The organism is Methanocorpusculum petauri (assembly GCF_026891975.1).
In the GTDB taxonomy this organism is placed as follows: Archaea; Halobacteriota; Methanomicrobia; order Methanomicrobiales; family Methanocorpusculaceae; genus Methanocorpusculum; species Methanocorpusculum petauri.
Genome location: NZ_JAPTGB010000035.1, coordinates 1 through 4995 on the forward strand (window position 1 = coordinate 1; position 4995 = coordinate 4995).

Annotated in this window: 6 protein-coding genes; all 6 read left to right on the forward strand. The window is 54.0% G+C overall.

Going from position 1 to position 4995, the window contains the following annotated elements; genetic code table 11:
* A partial coding sequence (locus O0S10_RS10270; protein ID WP_268925788.1) for an ABC transporter ATP-binding protein occupies window positions 1-495 on the forward strand: 495 nt, incomplete at its 5' end.
* Window positions 488-1717, forward strand: a complete 1230-nt coding sequence (locus tag O0S10_RS10275) for an ABC transporter permease (RefSeq protein ID WP_268925789.1) — start codon at window positions 488-490, stop codon at window positions 1715-1717. The genes O0S10_RS10270 and O0S10_RS10275, both read left to right, overlap by 8 nt.
* Before the next feature lie 66 nt (window positions 1718-1783).
* Window positions 1784-2470: an ABC transporter ATP-binding protein gene (locus O0S10_RS10280; RefSeq protein WP_268925790.1), complete on the forward strand. Its 687-nt coding sequence runs from the start codon at window positions 1784-1786 to the stop codon at window positions 2468-2470.
* Window positions 2471-2536: 66 nt separating this feature from the next.
* Window positions 2537-3331, forward strand: coding sequence for a 2-amino-3,7-dideoxy-D-threo-hept-6-ulosonate synthase (locus O0S10_RS10285; RefSeq protein WP_268925791.1), 795 nt, complete (start codon window positions 2537-2539; stop codon window positions 3329-3331).
* A gap of 7 nt (window positions 3332-3338) precedes the next feature.
* The gene (locus O0S10_RS10290; protein WP_268925792.1) at window positions 3339-4376 is read left to right on the forward strand and encodes a 3-dehydroquinate synthase II; all 1038 of its coding nucleotides are present in this window, start codon (window positions 3339-3341) and stop codon (window positions 4374-4376) included.
* Window positions 4373-4995, forward strand: a 623-nt coding sequence (locus tag O0S10_RS10295; RefSeq protein WP_268925793.1) for a type I 3-dehydroquinate dehydratase, incomplete at its 3' end; no start/stop codon positions are given. The genes O0S10_RS10290 and O0S10_RS10295, both read left to right, overlap by 4 nt.

Genomic DNA, 4995 nt, shown 5'->3' on the forward strand with positions numbered 1-4995 from the left:
ACCGCGGGTGAGATGTACATCGACGGCAAGAGCGTCAAAGAGATGACCGACGACGAACTGACCATTCACCGCCGCGATCACATCGGTTTCATCTTTCAGAAGTTCAACTTAATCGGTCTTCTGACCGCGTATGAAAACGTTGAGTATCCGATGATTCTCAAGTACGGCAAGCGGGATGATACCGGCCGGGCCAAAGACCTTCTCGCAAGTGTCGGCATCGATGAAGCAAACATGATGCACACACCGTTTGAGTTGTCCGGCGGTCAGCAGCAGCGGGTGGCAATCGCACGCGCCCTTGCAAATCACCCGGCACTACTGCTCTGTGACGAGCCGACGGGAAACCTTGACTCAAAGATGAGCGAACAGATCATGACGTTACTCCGTGACCTCAACACCCGCGGCAGGACGATTATCATGGTGACGCACGATCCGCACACGGCAACGTATGCAGACCGTACCATTGTCATCCGCGACGGAGAAATTGTGGATGAGTGACAAAATATTTTCTCCGGTAATCTTCGATCTCTCGGTACGCAACCTGCGGCTGAACTTTCTCCGTAGTCTCCTTGCCATGATCGGCATCATCATCGGTGTTGTTGCCATCACCTCTATGGGAATGACCGGTGCCGCATTCTCCGAGGAACTGACCGGATCCCTTACCGGTACCTCAAACTCGATCACTGTCACCGGCATTTCGAGTACCGGTTCCGGTCCGAACTCCTACATGACCGCGGGACTGTCCACCAAAGATCTGCGAAACATCGAGTCTGCGGTAAAATCCGTCACCGAAAACTATGTTCTGATACCGATGTACACCGGCTATGACATGGTGCGGCCTGCAGGTTCGGATGAGCGGATGCAGGCATCCATCTACGGACTCAGTACCGCAGATATTGAAAGTCTGGTAACGGTTGAAGATGGCAAAATTCCTACCGGCAACAACGGTGTTATCATCGGCCGCCAGCTTGCCGACGACTATAGCCTTTCGATCGGCAGCAGGATTGAAATTCCCCAGCGCAACAGCAGCACCATCTCAGTACGGATTGTGGGCATCATGGCAAACTCAGGTTCCATGGCCTTTACGTTCTCCACAGATAACGCAATCATCGGTACAACGGACTGGTATGAGCGCTTTCATGAAACCGGCGGCTTATACTCCTTGGCAATGATAACGGTAGCCAATCTGGATGATCTTGATCCGGTGATCGCGGCAATCGAGGCAAAGATGAATGGCCGCACCGACCGGACAACGGACGACACCGTTCTGATCAGTGATGCCCGGCAGTTTGTCGAGTCGATGAAGGAATCAATTGGGATGATTTCCGTCTTCATCATGGCGCTTGGAGGTATCTCACTCGTGGTCGCCGCAGTCTCCATCTTCAATGTGATGCTGATGAGCGTGAACGAACGCATCAGAGAGATTGGTATTCTCCGCAGCATCGGAACACTGCGGTACCAAATTCTGCAGATGTTTCTGTATGAGGCAGCGATCATCGGATTTATCGGGGCTGTGATTGGCGGTATTCTCAGTCTGATCGCCGCGTCAGTCGTGATTAGTCTGATGCTTGGCGATGTTTCCCTGATGTTTAATGTCCCGGTCCTGATGTACGTCCCCTACGGCATTCTGATAGGTGTTGTTGTATGTCTTCTTTCCGGGTTGTATCCTGCATGGAAGGCAGCCAATCTGAATCCGGTCGAAGCGCTTGCCTCCGACTAATCTTTTTTTCAAATGTAGCTAAAACTTTACAATATGTTAAATACTTTGAGCCGCAATCAGTAATAAATGACTGATCAGGAAACTCCTGTAGTTGAACTGCGGGATGTCTATAAAGTATATCAGATGCCGGCAGGCGATGTGCATGCCTTAAACGGCGTCACCTTCTCGGTGATGCCGGGCGAGTTTGTGGCTATCATGGGTCCGTCCGGCTCGGGAAAGTCCACCCTTATGAACATGATCGGGTGCCTGGACGTCCCGACCGCGGGTGAGATGTACATCGACGGCAAGAGCGTCAAAGAGATGACCGACGACGAACTGACCATTCACCGCCGCGATCACATCGGTTTCATCTTTCAGAAGTTCAACTTAATCGGTCTTCTGACCGCGTATGAAAACGTCGAATATCCGATGATTCTCAAGTACGGCAAACGTGATGATACCGGCAGGCCAAAAGAGCTGCTCGCAAGTGTCGGCATTGATGAAGCAAAAATGATGCACACACCGTTTGAGCTGTCCGGCGGTCAGCAGCAGCGGGTGGCAATCGCACGCGCCCTTGCAAACGATCCGGCACTTCTCCTTTGTGATGAACCGACCGGAAATCTCGACTCGAAGATGAGTGAACAGATCATGGAACTGCTCCGCGATCTGAACAGTCGCGGAAGAACCATTATCATGGTAACCCATGATCCGCATACGGCAACGTATGCGGACCGCATTATCGTCATCCGTGACGGAGAAATAGTTGACGAATAAACCTCTCCCCTTTTTTCATCCCAAACAAAAACATTGATGTGTCCTCTGTGCTAATGTGTAGCACACATGTTCGGAAAACAAATCCGTATGGAAAGAATAGTAGACCGCAACTCAGGCAGAGTTGTTATCGTCCCTCTGGATCACGGTATCTCCATGGGCCCGATTCCCGGTCTTATCGATATGCGCGACACGATCAATAAAATCTCTCTCGGCGGCGCAACCGCTGTCCTCATGCACAAAGGCATGGTCCCTTACGGCCACCGGACCTCCGGCAAAGATATCGGATTAATCGTTCACCTCTCTGCCGGAACCGGTCTTGGCGGTGACCCGAACTCCAAAGTTATCGTCACCACCGTTGAGGAAGCCCTGACCCTGGGAGCAGACGCCGTCTCCATTCATATCAATCTCGGCGCAGACACCGAACCGGAGATGATCCGCTGTGCAGGCGAGATCTCCCGTAAATGCCAGCAGTGGGGCATGCCGCTTCTTGCGATGGTGTACCCCCGCGGCAGAAACATCAAAGATCCCTTCGATGTTGATGCACTCAAAACCTGTGCCCGCGTTGCCGCAGAACTTGGTGCCGACCTGGTCAAGACCAGCTACACTGGCGACATCGACACCTTCCGCGAGGTTGTGCAGGGTGCCCAGATTCCGGTCGTCATTGCCGGCGGGCCGAAGATGAACTCTGATCTTGAGATGCTCCAGATGGTGCGCGACTCTCTGGATGCAGGAGGACGCGGTGTCTCTATTGGAAGAAACATCTTCCAGCACAAGGACATCGTCGGCATCACCTCGGCGGTCTCCGACATCGTCCTCAACGACGCCTCAGTGGAAGATGCAGTAAAACGCCTGAACCGGTGATGTTGCAATGCCGCTGACACTTCCTCCGGTTCTGGTTCGTGCCGACCTCGCCTCCGAGTACGACGACCGCAAACAAATCGTCGCCGCAGCTCTGGAAGCTGGCTATACCAATATCATACTCCGGCCTGAAGACTCCGCATTAACCCGTCTTGGCAGATATACCGGAATTGCTGCCGACGGAAAATATCTCACATATAGCGGGGAAAAAGTAGGAGCCATCCTCACATTGGCTGGTGCCGAAGACATGGAAGAAGCGTACAGCATGAAAGATACCGTACCTTATCTGATAATCACCCCCTCAGACTGGAAGGTTATCCCGCTGGAAAATCTCATCTCGCGGTTCCAGAATTCATCGACCCGCGTTTATGTCTGCGTCAGAACTCCCGAAGAGGCGAAACTTGCGTTCTCCACGATGGAGGTCGGTGCAGACGGTGTGGTTATCGCACCCGTCAGCCCCGCGGATATTGCAGGATTTTCCAAAATCCAGTGCGATGAGTTTCCCGACACCGAACTTACCGCAGTGCCGGTTACGAAAATTACGCCGCTGTCGCTCGGTGACCGTGTCTGTATCGATACCTGCTCACTCCTTGCACAGGGAGAAGGAATGCTGGTAGGTTCGCAGTCCTCCTGCCTCTTCCTCGTCTGTTCGGAAAGTTTCGAAAGCGAGTATGTCAACTCCCGTCCTTTCCGTGTAAATGCAGGAGCGGTTCACTCCTATATTCTCTGTCCTGATGGAACAACCCGTTATCTTTCCGAAATTGCGTCCGGCGACGCAGTGCTCACCCGGATGCCGGACGGCACGCTTCGTGCCGTCTCGGTCGGCCGGGTGAAGATCGAGGTACGGCCCATGCTCCTGATTGAGGTTGATGCGGGCGGCAGAACCCACTCGGTGATCCTGCAGAATGCTGAGACGATCCGTGTTGGAACACCGGCAGGCGCCGTTTCCGTTGCGGATCTTGCGGTTGGTGATGAGGTCTATGTCAGACTTGAAAGCGGAGGCCGCCACTTCGGACATGCTATGGCGGAGACCATCTGCGAGAAATGACACGGATCTGTGCGGTGATTGCCGCAGACACACCTGCCTCTGTCGAGGCAATGACAGCGGAAGCGCTGGCCGCAGGTGCGGAGGCGTTTGAAGTCCGGCTTGATGCGTTTGCAGAGATTCCGGACGATCTCTCCTTTCTGCCGACCGAAAAGCCGGTGATTGTAACACTCCGGTCAGAAGAGGACGAAAACCGGCGGGAAATTTTTGCCAAAGCTCTCGCCTGCGGCGCGGCGTATGTGGACATTGAGTCCGACTCGGTTCTGCGCAACATCTTTCCCAAGACCCGCGTCATCTGTTCCTACCATGATTTTGCAAAAACACCGGCTGCATGGGAGATTCTGCACCTCTTCCGTGACCTCTCAACTTCCGGAATTCCAAAGGCCGCATTCATGGTGCGGGGACCTGCCGATCTGCTGGAGATCTGGAAGGCGGCAGTTGTTCTGAAACAGAGCGATGAGCCGTTTATTCTGATCGGCATGGGTGCCGCAGGGGAGATTACCCGCATCCGTGCCGCAGACATCGGTTCGATGGTCAGCTACTGCGCAGTCCGGCCCGAACTTACCTCTGCACCCGGTCAGATCACGGTTGCCGCGGCCGCCGGCCTCGGCACCGCCCCCGT

Excerpts from the sequence above, each read along its gene's own strand:
- O0S10_RS10285 (WP_268925791.1), top strand. The coding sequence starts at position 2,537 with ATGTTCGGAAAACAAATCCGTATGGAAAGAATAGTAGACCGCAACTCA.
- O0S10_RS10280 (WP_268925790.1), top strand. The coding sequence starts at position 1,784 with ATGACTGATCAGGAAACTCCTGTAGTTGAACTGCGGGATGTCTATAAA.
- O0S10_RS10275 (WP_268925789.1), top strand. The coding sequence starts at position 488 with ATGAGTGACAAAATATTTTCTCCGGTAATCTTCGATCTCTCGGTACGC.
- O0S10_RS10290 (WP_268925792.1), top strand. The coding sequence starts at position 3,339 with ATGCCGCTGACACTTCCTCCGGTTCTGGTTCGTGCCGACCTCGCCTCC.